Origin of the sequence: Actinocrispum sp. NPDC049592 (assembly GCF_040675465.1) — a bacterium.
In the GTDB taxonomy this organism is placed as follows: domain Bacteria; phylum Actinomycetota; class Actinomycetes; order Mycobacteriales; family Pseudonocardiaceae; genus Kibdelosporangium.
This window is the reverse complement of the sequence record NZ_JBFAPA010000015.1, coordinates 237,301-255,697: the sequence shown is the minus strand read 5'-3', so window position 1 is coordinate 255,697 and position 18,397 is coordinate 237,301. Positions and strand designations below refer to the sequence as shown.

At 66.9% G+C, this 18,397-nt stretch carries 21 protein-coding genes and 4 tRNA genes; 10 read left to right on the top strand and 15 right to left on the bottom strand.

Annotated features, from left to right (window positions below; all coding sequences use genetic code 11):
• The first annotated feature begins 8 nt into the window (after nucleotides 1-8).
• The 4 genes from AB0J95_RS33260 (at nucleotide 9) to AB0J95_RS33245 (ending at nucleotide 3,697) form a co-directional block, all read left to right on the top strand.
• A complete protein-coding gene (locus tag AB0J95_RS33260) occupies nucleotides 9-902 on the top strand; it encodes a LysR substrate-binding domain-containing protein (RefSeq protein WP_364766839.1) in 894 nt (297 codons plus the stop codon).
• 180 nt (nucleotides 903-1,082) lie between these two features.
• Complete coding sequence (locus AB0J95_RS33255; RefSeq protein WP_364766836.1) at nucleotides 1,083-2,810, top strand: glycosyl hydrolase family 18 protein; 1,728 nt, start codon at nucleotides 1,083-1,085, stop codon at nucleotides 2,808-2,810.
• A gap of 140 nt (nucleotides 2,811-2,950) precedes the next feature.
• Nucleotides 2,951-3,205, top strand: coding sequence for a hypothetical protein (locus tag AB0J95_RS33250; protein ID WP_364766833.1), 255 nt, complete (start codon nucleotides 2,951-2,953; stop codon nucleotides 3,203-3,205).
• A 48-nt stretch (nucleotides 3,206-3,253) separates the two neighbouring features.
• Nucleotides 3,254-3,697, top strand: a complete 444-nt coding sequence (locus AB0J95_RS33245; protein ID WP_364766830.1) for a hypothetical protein — start codon at nucleotides 3,254-3,256, stop codon at nucleotides 3,695-3,697.
• 2 nt (nucleotides 3,698-3,699) lie between these two features.
• On the opposite strand, the gene AB0J95_RS33240 is transcribed toward AB0J95_RS33245, so the two are convergent.
• The 5 genes from AB0J95_RS33240 to AB0J95_RS33220 form a co-directional block, all read right to left on the bottom strand.
• Nucleotides 3,700-4,011: an antibiotic biosynthesis monooxygenase gene (locus tag AB0J95_RS33240; RefSeq protein WP_364766827.1), complete on the bottom strand. Its 312-nt coding sequence runs from the start codon at nucleotides 4,009-4,011 to the stop codon at nucleotides 3,700-3,702.
• A gap of 9 nt (nucleotides 4,012-4,020) precedes the next feature.
• Nucleotides 4,021-4,395 carry a PASTA domain-containing protein gene (locus AB0J95_RS33235; protein WP_364766824.1) on the bottom strand — a complete coding sequence of 125 codons (375 nt, stop codon included), beginning with the start codon at nucleotides 4,393-4,395 and terminating at the stop codon, nucleotides 4,021-4,023.
• 164 nt (nucleotides 4,396-4,559) lie between these two features.
• Entirely contained in the window at nucleotides 4,560-5,567 is a 1,008-nt protein-coding gene (gene dmpG, locus AB0J95_RS33230) for a 4-hydroxy-2-oxovalerate aldolase (RefSeq protein WP_364766821.1), read from the bottom strand.
• Nucleotides 5,564-6,457: an acetaldehyde dehydrogenase (acetylating) gene (locus tag AB0J95_RS33225; RefSeq protein ID WP_364766818.1), complete on the bottom strand. Its 894-nt coding sequence runs from the start codon at nucleotides 6,455-6,457 to the stop codon at nucleotides 5,564-5,566. The genes dmpG and AB0J95_RS33225 overlap by 4 nt, the downstream gene beginning before the upstream one ends.
• The gene (locus tag AB0J95_RS33220) at nucleotides 6,457-7,248 is read right to left on the bottom strand and encodes a 2-keto-4-pentenoate hydratase (protein WP_364766815.1); all 792 of its coding nucleotides are present in this window, start codon (nucleotides 7,246-7,248) and stop codon (nucleotides 6,457-6,459) included. Before AB0J95_RS33220 ends, AB0J95_RS33225 begins: the two co-directional genes overlap by 1 nt.
• Before the next feature lie 90 nt (nucleotides 7,249-7,338).
• On the opposite strand from AB0J95_RS33220, the gene AB0J95_RS33215 reads away from it, so the two are divergent.
• The 4 genes from AB0J95_RS33215 (at nucleotide 7,339) to AB0J95_RS33200 (ending at nucleotide 9,572) form a co-directional block, all read left to right on the top strand.
• Entirely contained in the window at nucleotides 7,339-8,100 is a 762-nt protein-coding gene (locus AB0J95_RS33215) for an IclR family transcriptional regulator (RefSeq protein ID WP_364766812.1), read from the top strand.
• 80 nt (nucleotides 8,101-8,180) lie between these two features.
• A complete protein-coding gene (locus AB0J95_RS33210) occupies nucleotides 8,181-8,498 on the top strand; it encodes a hypothetical protein (protein ID WP_364766809.1) in 318 nt (105 codons plus the stop codon).
• Nucleotides 8,489-9,265: an isocitrate lyase/phosphoenolpyruvate mutase family protein gene (locus tag AB0J95_RS33205; RefSeq protein ID WP_364766806.1), complete on the top strand. Its 777-nt coding sequence runs from the start codon at nucleotides 8,489-8,491 to the stop codon at nucleotides 9,263-9,265. The genes AB0J95_RS33210 and AB0J95_RS33205 overlap by 10 nt, the downstream gene beginning before the upstream one ends.
• A gap of 91 nt (nucleotides 9,266-9,356) precedes the next feature.
• The gene (locus AB0J95_RS33200) at nucleotides 9,357-9,572 is read left to right on the top strand and encodes a hypothetical protein (RefSeq protein ID WP_364766803.1); all 216 of its coding nucleotides are present in this window, start codon (nucleotides 9,357-9,359) and stop codon (nucleotides 9,570-9,572) included.
• Nucleotides 9,573-10,205: 633 nt separating this feature from the next.
• Here AB0J95_RS33200 and AB0J95_RS33195 read toward each other — a convergent pair.
• The gene (locus AB0J95_RS33195; RefSeq protein WP_364766800.1) at nucleotides 10,206-10,418 is read right to left on the bottom strand and encodes a hypothetical protein; all 213 of its coding nucleotides are present in this window, start codon (nucleotides 10,416-10,418) and stop codon (nucleotides 10,206-10,208) included.
• Between the two features lie 193 nt (nucleotides 10,419-10,611).
• Here AB0J95_RS33195 and AB0J95_RS33190 point away from each other — a divergent pair, with 193 nt between their 5' ends.
• Entirely contained in the window at nucleotides 10,612-10,755 is a 144-nt protein-coding gene (locus AB0J95_RS33190) for a hypothetical protein (protein ID WP_364766797.1), read from the top strand.
• A gap of 15 nt (nucleotides 10,756-10,770) precedes the next feature.
• On the opposite strand, the gene AB0J95_RS33185 is transcribed toward AB0J95_RS33190, so the two are convergent.
• The 4 genes from AB0J95_RS33185 to AB0J95_RS33170 form a co-directional block, all read right to left on the bottom strand.
• Nucleotides 10,771-10,845: transfer RNA gene (locus tag AB0J95_RS33185), tRNA-Val, on the bottom strand.
• A gap of 1 nt (nucleotide 10,846) precedes the next feature.
• Nucleotides 10,847-10,918, bottom strand: a tRNA-Cys gene (locus tag AB0J95_RS33180).
• A gap of 47 nt (nucleotides 10,919-10,965) precedes the next feature.
• Nucleotides 10,966-11,038, bottom strand: a tRNA-Gly gene (locus AB0J95_RS33175).
• 104 nt (nucleotides 11,039-11,142) lie between these two features.
• A complete protein-coding gene (locus tag AB0J95_RS33170) occupies nucleotides 11,143-11,568 on the bottom strand; it encodes an SsgA family sporulation/cell division regulator (RefSeq protein WP_364766794.1) in 426 nt (141 codons plus the stop codon).
• Between the two features lie 345 nt (nucleotides 11,569-11,913).
• Between AB0J95_RS33170 and AB0J95_RS33165 the strand changes: the two genes are divergently transcribed.
• Nucleotides 11,914-11,985: transfer RNA gene (locus AB0J95_RS33165), tRNA-Val, on the top strand.
• A 113-nt stretch (nucleotides 11,986-12,098) separates the two neighbouring features.
• Here AB0J95_RS33165 and AB0J95_RS33160 read toward each other — a convergent pair.
• From AB0J95_RS33160 to AB0J95_RS33140, 5 genes are all read right to left on the bottom strand, one after another.
• Nucleotides 12,099-13,346 (bottom strand): tyrosine-type recombinase/integrase, encoded by a 1,248-nt coding sequence (locus AB0J95_RS33160; protein ID WP_364766791.1) that lies wholly within the window; start codon nucleotides 13,344-13,346, stop codon nucleotides 12,099-12,101.
• Between the two features lie 95 nt (nucleotides 13,347-13,441).
• Nucleotides 13,442-13,606: a helix-turn-helix domain-containing protein gene (locus tag AB0J95_RS33155; protein ID WP_364766788.1), complete on the bottom strand. Its 165-nt coding sequence runs from the start codon at nucleotides 13,604-13,606 to the stop codon at nucleotides 13,442-13,444.
• A 397-nt stretch (nucleotides 13,607-14,003) separates the two neighbouring features.
• Entirely contained in the window at nucleotides 14,004-15,584 is a 1,581-nt protein-coding gene (locus AB0J95_RS33150) for a hypothetical protein (protein WP_364766785.1), read from the bottom strand.
• A 996-nt stretch (nucleotides 15,585-16,580) separates the two neighbouring features.
• A complete protein-coding gene (locus AB0J95_RS33145) occupies nucleotides 16,581-17,480 on the bottom strand; it encodes a phosphoadenosine phosphosulfate reductase (RefSeq protein WP_364766783.1) in 900 nt (299 codons plus the stop codon).
• On the bottom strand, nucleotides 17,477-18,262 hold the full coding sequence (locus tag AB0J95_RS33140) for a hypothetical protein (protein WP_364766781.1): 786 nt from the start codon (nucleotides 18,260-18,262) through the stop codon (nucleotides 17,477-17,479). The genes AB0J95_RS33145 and AB0J95_RS33140 overlap by 4 nt, the downstream gene beginning before the upstream one ends.
• Nucleotides 18,263-18,397: the final 135 nt, after the last annotated feature.

Sequence of the window (18,397 nt, the reverse complement as noted above, 5' to 3'; positions counted from 1 at the left end):
CTGTACTTATGCTCGACGTCCGACGCCTCCGCCTGCTCCGCGAACTCGCACACCGGGGCACCATCGCCGCCGTCGCCGAATCCCTGAAGTTCACCGCATCGGCTGTCTCACAGCAGCTCAGCGCACTGGAACGGGAGGCAGGCGTGCCGCTGCTGGAGCGCACCGGGCGGCGGGTGACGCTGACGCCCGCCGGGCAAACGTTGGCGCAGTACGCCGAGACCGTGCTCGGCCAGCTCGAACAGGCCGACGCCTACCTGGCCCGCGCCCGGCAGGGCCTGGGCGGTGCGCTGCGGATCGGCGCGTTCCCGACCGCCGGGCAAGCGATCATCCCGGCCGCTCTGCTGGAGCTGGCCCGTGACCATCCCGGCGTGGAGCCGATGGTGCGCGAGATCGAACCCGCGGACGTCGCCAACGCCCTGCGGTCCGGCGAACTGGACGTGGCCCTGACGCACGAGTACTCGTTCGTCTCCGCGTCTGCCGAACCCGGCGTCGACACCACAGCACTGTGCACCGAAACGATGTTCCTTGCGACACTGCCGGGGCCGACATCGATCGCCGGCTGTCACGCCGAGCCGTGGGTGACCGCGATGCCAGGAACGCTGTGCCACCGGATGACGATCCGGGCTTGTCAGGCCGCCGGGTTCACTCCACGAGTCCGCCATCAGGTCGACGACTTCACCGCGACGCTGGCGCTCGTCCGGATCGGTCAAGGAGTCGCGTTGGTGCCCCAGCTCGGCGCCACCAACCCGCCGCCCGAAGTCGTGCTCACCCCGACACTTCTGCACCGCCGGACCAGGATCGCTTACCGCAGTGGCGCATCGGAGCACCCGGCGGTCACCGCGATCACCCGGGCACTGCAGGCGGCCGTCCCAACCGGACTCCTGGAGTCCACAGTGGATTAGAACATTTCAGACACAACAACGTCATCGGGTTCATGGATGCGAACCGTTGACCCGAGTGGCCCATGGAAACCCGGATGGGCACTTGACTTTTGAGTGGTCTAGTCCAATGGTGGGGTCATTCCACTCCGCGGGCGGGGCGCGACGCACGCGGCGTCCCACCCCTGCCCCTGGAGCACGCCCATGCGACTGACCAAACGGCTGTTGTCCTTAGCCACGGCCATTTCCACCGGCCTCGGCCTGGCGGTGGCCACCGCGGGAACGGCCCACGCGGCCCTGCCCACGCACGTGTTCGCGCCGTACTTCGAGGCCTGGACGGGTGAAAGCCCGGCGGCGCTGGCCCAGCAGTCCGGCGCGAAGTACCTGACCATGGCCTTCCTGCAGGCCGCCACCAAGGGTTCCTGCACGGCGTACTGGAACGGCGACACCGGGATGCCGATCGCGTCCTCGACGTTCGGCGCCGACATCAACACCATCCGCGCCAACGGCGGTGACGTGATCCCGTCGTTCGGCGGGTTCACCGCCGACAACACGGGCACTGAGATCGCCGACAGCTGCACCAACGTCAACTCGATCGCGGCGGTCTTCCAGAACGTCATCACCACCTACAACATCAGCCGCATCGATCTGGACATCGAGGACAACTCGCTGACCAACAGCGGTGGCATCGACCGGCGCAACAAGGCGGTCAAACAGGTCGAGGACTGGGCCGCCGCCAACGGCCGGTCGATCCAGTTCTCCTACACCCTGCCCACCACGACGCAGGGCCTGGCTGACAGCGGGCTTGCCGTGCTGCGCAACGCCGTGAGCAACAACGCGCGCATCGACGTCGTGAACATGATGACCTTCGACTACTACGACAACCAGCCGCACCAGATGGCCCAGGACACCCAGACCTCCGCCGAGGGCCTGGTGCGACAGCTGGGTTCGCTCTACCCGGGCAAGACCCAGGCGCAGCTGTGGGCGATGGTCGGCATCACCGAGATGCTCGGCATCGACGACTTCGGCCCGGCCGAGACGTTCACCACCGCGGACGCGACGACGGTCTACAACTGGGCGGTCAACAAGGGAGTCAACACCCTGTCGTTCTGGGCCCTGCAGCGGGACAACGGCGGCTGCCCCGGCACCGGCGGCCAGGACAACTGTTCCGGCATCTCCCAGAGCACCTGGCAGTTCACGCACACGTTCGCGCCGTTCAGCGGCGGGAACCCCAACCCGGGCAACGACTTCTCCATCGCAGTGAACCCTGGTTCCGGCGCGGTGAACCCGGGCGCCTCGACCTCGGCGTCCGTCGCTACCGCCGTCACCTCCGGCACCGCACAGTCCGTGACCCTCAGCGTTTCCGGCGCTCCCGCGGGGGTCACCGCGACGGTGAGCCCATCTTCAGTCACCGCAGGCGGTTCCGCGACGCTGAACATCGCCACGACCTCCGCCGCGGTGCCGGGCAGCTACCTGCTGACCGTCACCGGACGGTCGGCGGCCGCGACCCACACCGCCACCTACACGTTGACAATCAACGGAAGCACGCCCACCGGCGGGATCGTCAACGCGGGCTTCGAAGCCGGGATCCTGACCCCGTGGTCGGCCCCGGGCGACTCGATCGTCAGCTCCCCCGTCCACTCCGGCACACACGCGTTGCAGGTCACCGCGACCTCTTCGCAGACCGGTGAGGCCACCCAGGCGGTCAGCCTGCAGCCCAACCACAGCTACACCCTGAAGGCTTGGGTGCAGGGCAACTTCGCCTACATCGGCGTGCGCGGCGGCGCCAACGCCACCACGTGGACCTCGTCCAGCGGCTGGACCCAGCTGTCGGTTCCGTTCACCACCGGCACTTCCGGCGCGGTGACCGTGTTCGTGCACGGCTGGTACGCGCAGGGCAATGTCTTCGCGGACGACTTCGCGATCAGCTGAGTCGCCACCGGCCGAGTGGTCCAGTGGGCCACTCGGCCGCATTTCCTTACCTGGCAATGGTTTGCCAGGGACGAGCAGCGGTGCGCCCCAGCGGGATATGTTGGTCGGGTCATCATGTCCCGTTCGCCGAGGAGTCCACCATGGACCGCCGCACACTGCTGCGCGCTTCCGCTTTGTCGATCGTGGCCGGCGTCGCGTTACCCGGCACCGCCCTCGCGGGCACCCGGTTACCCGATGTGCCAGGCATGTTGGGCGACCGCAAGGCCAACGAGTTCTGGTACGTGTTCGACGACCGGTCCTTCTACAACCCCACGGACGACCTGCTCACCAAGTACGGGGCGCTCCAGGACCACTTGGGCGCCTTGGACTTCAACACCGCGCTACGCGACAAGTGACAGGAATTCGTCGCCGCCCCAGGGTATCCGTACACGTTCACCGAGTACATGGCGCCGCTGCGCTCGGACCTCGCGTTCCTTTCCCAGTTCCAGCTGAACCTGTTCGACAGCTTCTACCGCCCGAACAGCCCCGAGTTCGTCGACGCGTTCGCCTGGTTCGGCCAGGGCGTCCTGTTCGACCCGCGCCGCGCGGACGTCGAGGCGGAAGTGCACACCATGAACCGCACGCCTCCTGTGGCGTATCACGGTTGGTATGTGTTGCAACGCGCGATGATGCTGCTGGGGATCTCGCCGTTGCGGTGGGCGCGGATCAGCCCGGTCACCGGGTTCGCGTGGGCACTGCAGTCCATCGCCAAACCCAGTACCCGCACACCCAACCCAGGTCTGCCCGCGTCGACCGTGTACCAGCTGCGGGCTTCGTGGCTGCCCAAGTCGATCGCCCGGCTGGACCAGGACTTCCGTTCCATGCCTTACCCACCCGGCATCAGCTGACCTCAGGGCCCGAGATCAACGGCGATCTCGTGGTGGGTCACCTGTTCATCCCAGCGGCTAAGGGCCTTCCTCGCGGCGTCCTCGACGACAGCCTGCTCGTAGTCGTCACCGGCGAAGCCACGAACGTCGTCGATGCTGTCGAAGAGGGTGATGGACGTGAACATCACCTCGCCGCCGTCCTCCCGGCGCAACAACCTGGCGCCTTTGAAGCCGGGCACCTGCCGGAGATGCCCGGCCACCTCGGACTCGTAGTGACGCTGGTAGTCGTCGGCCGTTGCCTTCGCTGCCCATCCCTGCCAGATCCGCGCGATCACGGTTCGAGCTTACGGGCAGGACTCCTCGTTCTTCACCGCGCCGAAGTCGATCGGCGAATCCAGGGTGATCTGGGTGCCGGGCGCGACGCTCTGGCTGCACACCTTCCAGTTCTTGTCCAGGACCTGGTGGCGTTTCTGGCCGGTGGCGTCGTGCGAGGTGGTGAGGAAGACCGGGTCGCCGGTGAGCTTCTGCATCTGGTCCTGGGCCTGCTGCAGGTTGCTGCCGACCAGGTTGGGCATCGCCCACTGCTTCGCCGGTTTGGGTTGCTGGGTCTGCTGAGTGTGGGCTGATGTCGTCAGCGTGCCGCCAGGGGTGGTGACTTGGCCGCAACCGGCCGCGACGAGCATCGCGCAGGCCACCATCAGCTTGATCGCGTTTCGCACGGGCGCCCCTTCTGCTGTCACACGCTCAGGGTCGCTGTACAGGTACCCACTGTTACGGGTTTTCCACCACCCGATCGTGTGTCAGCCTGCTGTCACGGTGTCGAGCAACTGCGCGGCCACCTCGAGTCGCTGTCCGGCGGTCAGGTTTTCCGGGATAGCCCAGTTCAGGTCTTGGACAGTTCCAGGGCGATGTCGATGATCATGTCCTCTTGGCCGCCGACGTAACGGGCCTCGCCGACGCGGCGGAGGATCTCGTGAGCGGGGACGCCGTAGCGGGCGGCGGCGCGTTCGGCGTGCAGCAGGAACGAGGAGTAGACGCCCGCGTAGCCCTGGACGATCGCGTTGCGGCCGGCCCACGGCTGCCGGGGGATGAAGGGCAGGACGATTTCCTCCGCGGCGGCGAGCAACGCGGGGACGTCCAGTCCGGTGTGGACACCCAGTTTGTCGAACACCGCTGCCAACACCTCCGTGGGGGCGTTGCCTGCGCCGGCGCCGAGGGCACAGAGGGTGCCGTCGACTTGGTGGGCACCGGCGTTCCAGGCCGCGAGGGAGTTGGCGACGCCGAGGCTGAGGTTTTGGTGCGCGTGGATGCCTACTTGGGCGTCGTCGCCCAGTTCGCCGATGAGGGCCTCGACGCGGGCGGTGACGTCGGCAGGGACCAAGGCGCCCGCCGAGTCCACGACGTACACACACTGGCAGCCCGCGTCGGCCATGATCCGGGCCTGCGCGGCCAGTTCGCCGGGCGAGATCATGTGGGACAGCATCAGGAAACCGACCGTCTCCATGCCAAGATCCCGTGCCGCACCGAAATGCTGGATCGACACGTCCGCTTCCGTGCAATGGGTGGCGATCCGGGCGACACGCGCACCGGCGTCGTACGCGCGGTGCAGGTCGTGCACGGTTCCGAGGCCAGGCAACAACAACACAGCGATCCGTGCCTGGGCAGCGGTTTCGGCCGCCGCGGTGATCAGCTTGATCTCGTCCACCGCGGAAAACCCGTAGTTGAAGCTGGAGCCGCCGAGGCCGTCGCCGTGCGTCACCTCGATCACCTGAACCCCAGCGCCATCCAACGCCGCCACCACGGAACGCACCTGCGAAAGCGTGAACCGGTGCGACATCGCGTGGCTGCCATCGCGCAATGTCGTGTCCGTCAGCCTGATGTCGGTCTTCATCGGGTCACCGCCCCGGTCGCGATCAGGTCGCCGACCCGTGCGGCGGCCGCGGTCATGATGTCCAGGTTCCCCGCCCACTCCGGCAGGTAGTCGCCATTGCCGCGGACCTCGAGGAACACCCCGATCCGCGCGTTGCCGCCCCAGTCCTCGCGCGGCGAGTCGTACTGCGGCTCGGCCCGAAGCGTGTAACCGGGCACATACCGCTGAACCTCCGCCACCATCTCATGGATGGACGACGCGACCGCGTCCCGGTCCACCTCCGGCGAGACCGCGCAGAACACGGTGTCCCGCATGATCATCGGCGGCGTGGCCGGGTTCAGGATGATCACCGCCTTGCCCCGCGAGGCCCCACCGACCTCCTCGATCGCACGCGCCGTGGTCTCGGTGAACTCGTCGATGTTCGCGCGGGTGCCCGGACCCGCGGACCGGGACGCGATCGACGCGACGATCTCCGCGTACGGCACGGGCGTCACGCGTGAGACCGCGTGCACGATCGGGATCGTCGCCTGCCCGCCGCACGTGATCATGTTGAGGTTCGGCGCGCTCAGGTGCTGGTGCAGGTTCACCGGCGGGCATACGAACGGCCCGACCGCCGCCGGAGTCAGGTCCACCGCCTGGATCCCGGCCTGCGCGTAGAGAACCGCGTTGGCCTCATGGGCTTTCGCGCTCGTCGCCTCGAACACGAGGTCCGGCAGCTCCTGTTCCAGCAGCCATGGCACGCCCTGCGCGCTGGTCTGGATGCCGAGTTCGGCCGCCCGCGCCAGCCCGTCCGACGCCGGGTCCACCCCGACCAGGTACCGCACCTCGATGACGTCACCGCGCCGAAGTTTCGCCAGCAGGTCGGTCCCGATGTTGCCCGGCCCGACAATGGCCGCGGTCAGCCTGGCCATCAGCCGCCCACCTTCCCGAATCGTGCGGTCACCGTGCCCAGCCCGTCGAACGTCGCGGTCACCACATCACCCGAGGCAACCGGAACAGCGGCCGTGATCGACCCCGGCAGCACAACGTGCCCGGCGTCCAGCTTCGCTCCACGCTCACCGAGAACGTTCGCCAGCCAAGCCACCGCGTTGAGCGGGTTGCCCAGCACCGCTCCCCCGGCACCGGTCCCGACCAGTTCACCGTTGCGGTACAGCACACCGCCCAGCAACCGAACGTCCACTTCGGACAAACGTCGGACCGAACCGCCGAGCACAACCCCACCCGAGGAAGCGTTGTCGGCGACGGTGTCCACAATGGAGATCTTCCAGTCCCGCACCCGCGAGTCGATGATCTCCAGCGACGGCATCACCCATTCCACCGCCGAAGCCACGTCGGCGACCGTAACCCCCGGACCGGCCAACGGTTTGCCGAGGACGAAGGCGATCTCCGGCTCCACCCGCGGCTGCAGGAACCCGGCGATGTCGATCGCCTGCCCCTCCGGGTGGAACATCCGGTCGGTGAGGTGGCCGAAGTCGGGCCGGTCCACGCCGAGCTGCTGCTGCATGGCGGCCGAGGTCAGGCCGACCTTGTGCCCCTTGAGCACCGCGCCGTCGGCCAGCCACTGCTCGACCTGGGCCAGCTGGATGGCGTAGGCGCCGTCGATGTCGAGGCCGTCGAACCGCGGCGCCAGGGGCTCGACCGGCTCGCCGGTCTGGTACGCCCGCAGCAGCCCCGCCGCCGCGGCCGCAATGTCCACACTCATCGGTTGCTCCCTGCGATTAGCCCGGTGCCTGGGAAAACCCGCGCGGCACGGTGATTGCAGGCTGCGCCCCGGCGGGCGACAATGCAACGCATGCGTTCCACTGAGCTGAACGCTCGCAGCGTGCTGGACCGGGCGTTCGCCATCCTCGGCGCGTTCACCGCCGACGACCGCGAGCTGGGCATCTCCGAGCTGGCCCGGCGGACGGGGATGGCCAAGTCGACCGTGCACCGCCTGGTCACCGAGCTGGAGACGCACGGGATGGTGGAACGGCGGGGCACCGCGGTCGTGCTCGGCCTGCACCTGTTCGAGCTCGGCGAACTCGTGCCACGCAAACGGCGGCTGCGCGACGCGGCGCTGCCGTACATGGCCGACCTGCGCGGCGCGACGCGCCAGACCGTGCACCTGGCCGTGCTGGACGGCACCGAGGTGGTCTACGTGGAGATCCTCCGGCACAAGGACGCGCCCGCTCTGCCGTCACGCGTTGGCGGCCGCCTGCCTGCGCACGCAACCGGCGTCGGCAAGGCCATCCTGGCGTTCTCCCCTGCTGAAGTCGTCGACTCTGTCATGCGCGCAGGGCTGCCCCGCCTGGCCGAACGCACCAAGGTCGTCCCCCGCATCCTGCAACGCGAGCTGACGACCATCCGTTCGACCGGAATCGCCTACGACTACGAGGAATCCGGGGCCGGACTGGTGTGCGCGGCCAGCCCGGTGACCGGCCCCGACGGTCAAGTCGTTGCGGGACTGTCGGTTTCCGGCTGGACCGGCCGCCTGAACGTGCGCCGCATGGCCCCCGCGGTCCAAACCGCCGCCCTGGCCCTCTCCCGCGACCTCGGCGCCCCCCAACGCTCGTGAGTGGTTTGCCGGCCGCGAATCCCGGCCAGACAACTTCTCGCCGCTCGACTTCGCGGGGAAGGGCATGCCCGATAACCGGCATGACGGTCGGCCAGGCCGAACAGATCGAGATCCAGTCCTATGTGGAGTTCGCGACCAGCGGGCCGCGTGAGCCGCTGGGCATCCGCGCGGTCCAGGCCGGTAGAGTCCACGGCCTGGCGATCCGGTCGGATCCCAGCAACTTCTTCAACCGGGCCGGCGGGTGTCTACTTCGCCGGGACGGCGCGGCCATGGTGCGCCTCGGGTTCCGGCCGCTGTACGAACGGGTCGGCTGGCGCCGGCAAGCCGGTTCCCAGGTGGTTGACTGCGTGTGGACGGGTACTCATGTCGACCGCGAGGAACGGATGAGATGGCAGTGAACGATCGTGCCAGCAGACTGCTGGAGCTGCACCAGGACGCCAAACTCCTGACTGTGGTGAACATCTGGGATGTGGTCAGCGCCAAGGTGGTGGCCGCCATCCCGGGAACCGAGGCGCTGGCCACCGCCAGCCACTCGATCGCCGCCTCCCGGGGATACGAGGACGGCGAGAACATCCCGGTGGACGAGATGATCGAGGAGGTCCGGCGGATCGTGGCCGCCACCGACCTCCCGGTCACCGCCGACCTCGAGGGCGGCTACGGCAACGCGCCGGAGACGATCCGCAAGGCGATCGGCGCGGGCGCGGTGGGCGCCAACATCGAGGACCAGATGAAGCCGCTGGCCGAGGCGGCCGCGCAGGTCGAGGCGATCATGAAGGCCGCCGCGGCCGAGGGCGTGCCGGACTTCGTGCTGAACGCGCGCACAGACGCGTTCGCGCGCGCCGGCGACCGGCCGCGGGACGAGGTCCTGGCCGACGCGGTGGCCCGGGGCAAGGCTTTCCTCGACGCGGGCGCGCCGGTCGTGTTCGTTCCCGCTGTGCTCAATGAGGACGAGGTGTCGACCCTGGTCGACGCGTTCGGCCCGCAGCGGCTGACCATGATCGGTATCCCGGGCAACCCGTCACAGGAGCGGCTCACCGCGCTTGGCGTGGCCCGGATCTCGTTCGGCCCGTTGTCGCAGCGGGTTGCTTTGACGGCGCTGGCTTCGCTGGTGGAGTCGGTCCATTCGGGCGGCGGCGTTCCCGAGGGCACCCGGCCGCTGAACTGACCGCTTGCTCCCGGAGGGCGCCGATGTGCCCTCCGGGGTGGCGATCTTTCTTCCGCGCACGCCAGACTGAGCGGTGTCAAGGGAGGCGCACATGCCCACAGCCGTCGAATACGCTGTCATGAAAAGCCCTTCGCTCGCCGCCGATCTGTTCCACACCCAGAACGGCTGCGGCGGCGGCCCGCCGGCCGAAGCGGCCGCGGTCCAGCCCGAACCCGCCGCAGCGGCACCCGAGTTGCTCATCGCGGGACCGCTCTTGCTTATCCTGACGGTGTTTTCCGTCATCCGAAGGCGGAGATCGCTGAGATAGCCATCGGCACGGCCGCAATAGTGTGCCGTGCTGTGAGAGCAGTGGTGTACGACCGGTTCGGCGGCCCGGCGGTTCTCCGAGTCGCCGAGGTCGTCAAGCCCGAGCCGGGTGACCGCGAAGTCCTGATCCGGGTGCGCTCGTCGACGGAGCCACAACGGCCCTGTACTTCCTGCGCGACGCTGGAAGGCAAGGCGCGCGAAGCGCCCACGTGGGGGTTGGGGGGGCTCGGCTCCCAAACATGACGAAGGACGACGCTGCGAAAGTTCGAAGCACTGAGCAGAGTCGTCCAGAGTCCGAAGGATGGTCCTGATCGGGGCGGTGCCGTCCCTGGGCCTGTTGAGCGTCTGGTTGCGGACCGTTGATGGCGCCTGGCCGGGGGTGGTCAACCCATTCGGATGGCGTCACGAAAGAGGATTCGTGAGAGCGTTGCCGACGTGTGCGTGTCAGGCCGCCGAGGCGAGTGACACCCAATTCGACCTGTTTAGGCAGGGCGAGCCGCTGGGCGGTGATTGGACCGTGTCGGTAAGAAGAAGCCTGGCGAGAGCCTTCGTTTCACGAATCTGCATTTGAGCTGTGATCAGCTGATATTGCTTAGCTTAGAACGTCAAGTTTGCCATGTGGTGAGCGGTTTGATTACCAGCCGCCGTAGTGGGCGTTTCGATATCGGAAGATCCAGGTTCCGTTGGCGTCCTGGCCGTCCAGCTCGTAGACCAGCAACGGGCACCAGGGGATTTCCATGGCCGGCCACGCCATCGGCGAGCACGGTGTACCTTCCTTGGTGAGTAGTACTTGCACTATTTCGCCGTGCCGCCGTCCGCCCACAAGCTTGACGTCAACTGTTTGCATGGTGTGGAGGTTACGACACTTCGCCGAGTTTGGCGATGCCCCTGACCGAGTGACAGCTCTCCCGGGTGTTTTGATTGGAATTACGAATTCAAGAATCCGGATAGCTATTTCATGGACCGTGCCGGTCTGGTCTTTCAGTGACGTCGTGATGTGCATTGACGTGCACCGAGCCCGGTCGGCTCCGCGGTGGACCATGGAGATCGACATGGGCACGCTCGCCAGTGTTGGTGAGGGCCCAGGACGGGTGGGCACGGCGGACCGGCGCGCGTCGATGCCGGATGCGATCTTGGAGATGCAGAAAGACCCTTCCTCGCTGATCGCAAGAAAGGGTCTCTGACCTGGACAAACGTCCTGGTGGGCGATACTGGGATTGAACCAGTGACCTCTACCGTGTCAAGGTAGCGCTCTCCCACTGAGCTAATCGCCCGAGGCGCAGGCGGGAATCGAACCCGCGTACAGGGCTTTGCAGGCCCTTGCCTAAGCCACTCGGCCACTGCGCCGTTTTCCTGTCAACTTCCCAGGAGTCCGGCCCGAGGGGCCGACGCCGAGCGGACGACGGGACTCGAACCCGCGACCCTCACCTTGGCAAGGTGATGCGCTACCAACTGCGCTACGTCCGCCTGCCCCAGCTTTTCGGGGATTGTGTCCCGTCCGTGTGGTGCGAGGAGAACTCTATCCGACTGGGGAAACGGGTTTCAAACGGGGGTCTGGTTGGGATGTTTGCTCAGGTCAGGTCGTTGGAGATCAGGTGGGTGAGCGCCTCGTCGACGTTGACCCACATGTGCTCGTTACCCGGCACGACGACGTCGTAGGTGCGGTCGAGGAAGTCGGCGAGCTCCTGGGCGGACGCCTCGAACACGGCGTGCCCCGACGGGGAGCTCAGCTCGATCACGACCACCTCGGGGTCGTCGATGGCGGGACGGATCCGGACGTCGCCGTCACCCGCCTCGGCGATCAGGCCGTCGGCGAGAAGGTCGCGTGCGAAGACCCACTCCACCCAGCCGGCCCGGCCGGTGCGGAACGCCGCGACGACCGCGTACGGGTCGCGGGTGTCGTACCGCAGCTCGACCTTCACCGGCACCGCGGGGGTTCGCGGTGCGAGCAGGTCGAAGACCGCCGTCGAGCGGAGCGTCACGTGATCGTTGCGCATCGTCGCTACCCTTCTGCTCCCTTCCCAGTCATGGAACGACTGAGTCCCGGTCCTGTGACGCCGCAGCATGGCCCCCCGACCACATTTCCGCCGATCTTCACCCTTTTGGGGTCCCCAAACCGACGTACAGCGATCGACTGACTCCGCCCTGTAATCACCTGATGGACCTACGGGTACATACTGCTTGCTCCGGCCCCAACTTGGTAGCGCCAACGCGTGAATCTTCCGCGTGAAGTTCGTCCCTCCAAGCCCGCCACCAGGACAGACCCGCAGGTCGACCGGCAAACCGGGGGTGCATGCGAGCGAGGAAAGTCATCCTGTAGTCTTGACTCCGTCAGCAAGCAAGGGTGATTAGCTCAGCGGGAGAGCGCTCCGTTCACACCGGAGAGGTCACTGGTTCGATCCCAGTATTGCCCACTCGCGACTGATGGGGCCTGACCAGCATGGTCAGGCCCCATCAGCGTTTTCGGACACGCCGTGACCTTGCTGCCACACCCGGGCGGTAGCTAAAACGGTAGCTACGCACGTACCTACCCTTGGTCGTCCAGGCCGGTTTCGGGCCCCGGTAGGAATAGACCACTGATGTCTTCCGCAGCCTCCCGATCGAGGCCGGGGATGTCCGCGGCGTAGACATCGAGTGTGAACGCGACGGTCGCGTGTCCAAGTCGAGCGCTCACGATCTTCGGGTGTACTCCAGAGCGCAGGGCCACCGTGGCGTACGTGTGGCGCACGTCATGGAGCTTGATGTGTGGGAGGCCGGCGCGATCCACGATGGCGTTGAACGTCTCGGTGATCGTGTCCGGGTAGATCGGTTTGCCGTTCTCCCAACAGAACACCAGCCCGTGATCTTGATAGCCGTTGCCCCACTCCTGCTTGTTCCTGTTGCGCTGGGCCAGATGCTCCCGCAGCACGGTCACCGTGAACTTGTCCAGCGAGAGCAGTCGGCGGCTGCCGGCGGTCTTGCCGTCCCCGTCCTCCACTGAGCCCGCGGCCACCACGCGAGTCGACGTCATTTGAAGCGTCCCCGCGGTGAGGTCCAGACTGCCGACGGCCAGTCCACAAAGCTCAGACCGACGCATGCCCGTGGTCGCCACCAACACCCACAACGCGTAGAACCTGTCCTGTCGTGCGTATTCGAGGAACCTGGTCATCTCGTGTGGTGTCCAGGTGCGGTGTGGCTTCTTCTTCACTGCCGGCGGCTTCACCCGGGCGATCGGGTTGGCTCCCACGTAGGACCACTCCACCGCCGTGCGGAACGCGGAGGAGAGCATGATGTGGACGGTCTTCACCGTCTTCCGGTCGATACCAGGACTTGTGGCGCCTCCTGGTACCCGCCCGGCCTCGTAGCGGCGGATCGCTTTGTAGGCGCCGTTTCGCGTGATGCCGATCTTGTCGGACAACTGCCGCGACGAGATGCCCGGATGACTCTTCCAGACCTGGTACATGTCCCAGTTGGTGTCGGCCTTCCGCCGCCCGCCTTCCAACAGCTGCTGGTACAGCGCCGCAACGACCGAGGGGGTGATGTCCTGCAGTGGGCGATGACCAATCCATGGCAGCACATACGCTTGAGCGTGAGCCGCGTAGTTCGCAGCTGTAGTCGATTCGGTCGATGTCTTGACGTACGCGAGCCACTCCCCGAAGAACTCGGCAACGGTCCGGCGCGAGGGCTTCACGTGCGTGCCCGCTGGGATGGCTGCTTGCGCCGCGACCATCGCATCCCGAGCGTCATCTGCGGTTTCGAAGCCGCTCTTGGTGATGGTGTCGTTCTTGCCGGTCAACGGGTCCGGGTTCGCGTAGAACTTGTAGGCCCACTTGTTGCCGCGCTGGAACACGCTTCCCTGGTTGCCTTTGCGGCTGTTCTTGCGTCGGGGGCTCATGCCGCGGCCTCGTCTTCCGGTGGCAGCATGTCCGTCAACTTGGCGCGTACGACGTAGACACGGCGACCAAATCGGACGGTGGGCAGGTGCCCAGCCTTTGCGTACCGGTAGGCGGATGCACGTGGGAGACCTAGCAGCTTGGCGGCCTCGTCGACGGTCATGAGGGCAGGCTGCGGTTGAGTGTTCGGATGTGTCTTGTCCATTGAGGGTGGTGCTCCGTTCTGGCCGGGTGATCAACCCGACTTTCGAACAATGCCGTGTCAGGCAGGGAGTCTTGGTCGGGCTGGAACGGTCTCTCTCCCCCTCCGGTTACAGCCTCTTGGTTGTGGCTGTAACCGGAGGGGGCAAAACAAACCCGCAAACCCGCAAACCCGCTTTTAGGGGTGGTGACCAGGGAAAACCTGTGCGGGTGTTGCATTGTGGACAGTCAGGTCAAACCCGCGAAACCTGCGGGTTTGCGGGTTTGGTTCCACTGTCCACAACACCAAACCCGCAGGTGTTTATGCAGGTCAGGGTTGGTTTTGCGGGTTTGCGGGTTTGGCGGGTTTGATTTGCGGGTCAGTCCGGGCTGTCTGCGTCTTGGCGTTCGACCCAGTAGGTGCGGGCACCCAGGTGGGTGTCCACGGCGCTGCGCAACACGACATCACCGCGCCACCGGTCGAGTTGGCCGGTGAGCAGTTTGCCGAGGGCGCGGACGGTGTAGGGCATGCCGCTGGGCCGGGCCGGGAAACAGCCGCCCCAGGGGTCGCTGCCGCTCATGCCGACCTCCGCGGTCTGCCGTAGCTGGTTGGCCGACAGACGCGCGCCGCAGTGCAGCGTGTCCCAGCGCAGCAGGAAGGCACGCCATTCGGCGGCGTCCTCATCGAGGCTGCGTGAGGTTTCGGCGTTGGCCAGGAACGCGGGAATGCCGTGGTGTTCGAGGAACCCGCCGACCATGCGCGCCCAGCGGGTGAACTGCCGCATCACCGGCACACTGGTGCTGACCGGCGCGCCGTGGGCGGTCCAGTCCAGGATCAGGATGAGCACGTGCCGCAACACGACCGCGCGGTTGGCCGGATCGAGGATCCAACTGTCCAGGTTGGGGATGGTGAACCCCGTGCGGGCTTCCGGCCGGGGACAGTCCGGATCGAGTTGCACCCACACGGTCCTGCTGGCCATGTCCCCGCCGACGCGGAGGTTGTTGCCGGTGGCCAGCCACAGTTTGTCGTTGGGGTAGGTCGCGGCCGAGTTGGTGCCCAGCCGCCGGTCGGTCCAGGTCTGCTCGGTCATCAACCGGGCCAGGTTGGCGGAGTTGACCACGGTGCCCTCTTCGAGGTTGTCGAACACCACCGCGCCGACCTGGTCTGGCATCACGGTGGTGATCGCCTTGCGTAGTTCGTCCTCGCTGTCGGTCCAGGTCAGTACCCGCTGGCCGATCATCAGGCCGACGCAGCTGGTGAGGATGGTCTTGCCGGAGCCGGGCATGGTCGCGTCGATCACCCCGAACGGTGACAGCGCGCGGGTGTAGGGGCGGATGATCGGGGTGACCAGCAGGGCCAGGTAGTTGGCCCGGTCGGCGTCGGTGCGCCAGGGGAAATCGGCCAGGAACTGGTCCAGCAGGAACGCGCATGCCTCGTCCACCTGGGCGGGGGTGGGTGTGTCCGGGATGGGGTCCAGCGGCTGGCTTACCGTGAGGAAGTAGCCGGTGGCGGGGTCGTAGCCGGGTTGCTGCAGCAGGGTGCCGTCCGGGCGCAGCATCGGGGTGGAGATGATCCGGCGTAGCCGGGGCAGGCCGGGCCAGGATCGGGGAGCCAGCACGGAGGCCAGTACTTCCCGCTTGGGCGCGACTTCTCCTTTGTCGTCCACGACGTCGACGTGGCCGGCGAGCAGGCTGGCCAGCAGCGGGGGCCGGAGCACGGATATCGCCTTGGGCAGGGGCGCGTCCTCGTCTCCGGCGGTCACGTCCCCGGCGCCGGATACCTCTTCGATCACGACGGGTTCGCCGTCGGTGACGTAGCTGTCCGGGATGATCCGGTCGTTGAGGGCCTGGCCCAGCACGCGGATGGTTTCCGGGTCGGACCCGACGCGGATCACGGGTCTGCCTGAGGGCCCGACGGGGTGCAGGTGGCTGGGTTCCGGCCGGTGGTGGGCGGTGGTCATGCTCCCTGCCTTTCGGTCGGGTGCCGTACGCGGGGCCGTCCGTGGCACACGGCGGGCGTGTGTCACGGGCGGCGGTGGGTCAGAGGGTGCGGGTCAGGCGGTGCGGTTGATCCGGATCACCACCGCGGTGGAGGTTGTCGCGCGGGCCGGGCGGCAGTGGCCCAGGGTCCTCGCCGCGGCTGAGGCGCCCGGTCTGTCAGGCCTCGCCGTCGCCAGGGGTGTCACGTCCCTGGTTTGTCCTGTGTGGACGTTGCGGGGGTGACGATGGCCCGTGTGCGGTTGACGGCGTGGCGCAGTGTTTCCATGGTGTGCGACGGTTTCTGTACTGGTTCGTCTCGCAGGTAGCGGCCTAGGACAGTTATCCCTTCCCGGCAGGCGGTCAGAATCACCATCTCGGGTTCGTGGATGCCGGTGTGTCCGTAGCGAGTCACCAGGACCGACATCCCGATGACAAGATGAATCAGTTCGATCTGCCACCGGACGGCCGGGACGGTCAGGTATTCGACGGCCGCGCCGAGTGTGTCGTGTGCGGCCCGGCTTTCCCGTACGTCCTGGTCGGTATCGCGTGAGTCGGCTGGTGACGGGACCAGGTGCCAGCGGGCGATGGTGGCCGTGTACCGCTGAAGAACTCTGAGAGCGGCGATTGCCTCGTCAGCCCGCGCCCGCCCTCGTTCCAGGACGCTGGTTTCCCGCTCGAAGGTGTGTTGCCGCCGTTGGGTTCGTCCGGCGTGGCGTCCCCCGATCCAGCCGCCCAGACCCGCTGTGATCAGTGTTCCGATGATGGTTCCTGCCGGGACCAGCCATTCCCATGCCATCCCTGTCCTTCTTCCTCTTCGGTCTGATGTGGCCAGATCGATCGGCACCGGTCAACTCCCCGGCCTTTCGAGGCCGTGCGCAGGCTGCCCGCCGCACACGGGGTGTGCCGCGGCAGCGGTAGTGACGATGGCTTCGGCCAGCGCCTGTGGATCGCGCCGGTGGTCATGGATGAGGGGCTGTTTAGGTCATGCACCAGCCGGAATCACACCCTTCGTCGGTGTCTTCCAGCGGGAGGAGTTGCACACCGGGATCGATGAGGTGGCGCAGGGGTGTGCCGAATCGTGTGAGGTAGATCGGGTCTTTGCCGAGTTCGGCTCTGCGGGCGATGAGGGTGTCTTCGAGCTGGCATGCCTTGTTGAACAGGTCGGGTTCTTCGGCGCGTTGGGTCATCCACACGCTCAACCGGTGGAAGGGGCAGAAGAAGCAGGAGGATTTCGGCGGGACGGGCAGTCGGGTGAAGTTGCTGCGCCGCAACTGCGTCTGCACGGTGGGGTGGTGCTGGTCAACGACCTCGCGTAGACGATCTGCTAGGTCGGTGGGGAGGGGTTGCGCGGTGATGATTCGCGCGCAGTCGACGCGTCGCAGTCCGAGGTCCAGCAACGGGTAGGCGATGTGTTCGTGGGGTTCGACCCGACGGTTGTTGGCGCGCTCGATCTCATCAAGGCTGATTCCGATGTTGACGGTGGCTTTGCTCTGGGCGGTAGCGCCGTGTTGTTTGAGCCATGTGCCGATGACGCGGATCTTGAAGTCGGCGGTGCAGGAGCGGGTTCCGGGTGCGCCGTTGGACATCCGGACGGGGATGGGCAGGGAACGCGAGCCCTGCTTCATGAGGCGTCCCCAGAGTGTTTCGCGGGTGCCGTCGCGGCGGGTGCGGTGGAGTTCGTGCACAGCGGTGCCGTGCGCGGCGGCCCACGGGATGGCGATGTCTCGCAGGTAGCGCAGGGTCGCGGGGTGTTCGGAATCGTCCCCGACGTTCGCGAACAGGGCGGCGTCAAGGGGGATCTGGCCGGTGGCGGCCAGCGCGAGAAGGGCGGTGGATTGCACCCCGCCGCCGTAGGAAAGTATCTGCAGGCCGGTCATGCTGCCTCCTGAGGGGTGAACAGATCGAGTTGTTCCGGTGTGCTGGCCGGGGCGTGCAGTGCGGTGAGCAGCCGGGCGCGCCACTGCAGGGCGTAGGGCAGGCAGTTGGCGCAGTTCTTGGCACCGCGTGGATGGACGGTGCCGCAGGCGGGACGCTTCTTGCGGCGGGCGTCTTCTGACCAGGCCAGCGAATCGGCCGAGGTGAGCAGGTGGCCGTAGCGTTGCAAGCCCAGTGTTTTGACGCCGAAGCCATGCAGGTGTCGGATGCCCCATGCGCGGAGCGCGTGGATGATGTCGTGGGCTTCCTTGGTGCCTTGCCGGCGGCAGACCGATCCGAGGCCGACCAGGGGTTGCTGGGTGAGGTCGATGCCGGCGGCGGCGTACATGTCGGCGCAGCGCAGGTACTCATCCTTGGTGTAGCCCTGTAACACCCTGCGCCAGGGCAGATCAGCATCCAGCATGGACAGTTCGACGGCGTTGGTGACGGTGCGCCGCTGGTGTTCCTGGACGGACAGTTTGGTGCCAACGAATCGCAGTCGCCCGGCCCGACCGCCAGCGATGACGATCGGTTCGCACATCCAATCTTGAGGCGCGGCCCAGTGCATGTTGCCGATCTCGTCGTGGTAGCGCCGGACCCGAGCGGCGTACTGCCGAGGGGACACGGTCCATTCGCCGAACGTCTGCAGTTCGGTGAATCCGCCGGAGTCCTCCGCCCACGGAGCCGTTGCGACGGGCAAGGTTTTGTACTGCCGCAGGCGTCGGTCGGACACGAACAGCGGCACGCCAGCCTGCGAAAGCCAACCCGCCATGTGCGTACCCAGGAAAAAGGTTAGAGACGGCGCAGGACTGGTATCAGCCGATCGCATCACAGTCACGTCCCCTTTTCCTGCAGCCGACCGACAAGCGCTTTCAGTGGT